Consider the following 817-nt stretch of genomic DNA (forward strand, 5'->3'; position numbering starts at 1 on the left):
CCCCCGGTGTCAGGGTAGTTGTCGTGTCCCCCGCTTTTTGAAAAGCATTCCGGGGGCGGCAAGAGTATGGTCATGCCTTTCTATTCCGAAGAACGTAAAGCCGCACTGCTGAAAATGATGCTCCCACCACTGAGTCTATCGGCGAAGGAGGTGGCTCGGCGCGAAGGCTGCAGTGACATGGCTCTCCATCATTGGCGCAAGCAGGCTGCGGCCAGAGGAACGCAATTGTCCGATACCAAGCAACCCGCTGAGAGTTGGTCAGCCGAAGCCAAGATGGCGGTCATCATGGAAACTGCAGCGCTATCGGAGCTGGAAATCGGCGAATATTGCCGGCGCAAAGGCATTTTTCCAGAGCAGATAACCGACTGGCGTAATGCATTTATCGCCAGCAGCACGAAGCAGTCGACCGCTAAAAATGTGAGTGCGGGTCAGTCTCGAGACGACAGAAATCGTATCCGTGAGCTGGAGCGGGAACTGCGTCGCAAGGATGCGGCGTTGGCTGAAGCCGCGGCCTTGCTGGTGCTGCGAAAAAAGCTCAATGCCTACTGGGGCAGCGACGACGAGGGCAACTGACCTCGTTGCCAGAACGGCATTTAATCGTTGGTTGGCTTAATGAGGCTATTGCGGCGGGTGCCCGCAGGGCACCCGCTTGTCTGGAGGTCGGCATTTCGCTACGAACGCTACAACGCTGGAGCTTACCTGATGAGATGCGTGCTGATGGCCGTACCACAACCGTGAGGCCTGCGCCCAGCAACGCGCTCAGTGAGTTTGAGCGCCAAGCTATCGTAGCGCTGTGCAACAGCAAGGCATACGCACA

At 57.4% G+C, this 817-nt stretch carries 1 pseudogene; it reads left to right on the top strand.

Annotated elements, in window-relative coordinates:
* Positions 1-72 precede the first annotated feature (72 nt).
* Positions 73-817, top strand: a pseudogene (locus IAE33_RS24360) (transposase); the annotation flags it as partial.

It is taken from the genome of Pseudomonas sp. S60, assembly GCF_016647865.1.
GTDB lineage: Bacteria > Pseudomonadota > Gammaproteobacteria > Pseudomonadales > Pseudomonadaceae > Aquipseudomonas > Aquipseudomonas parafulva.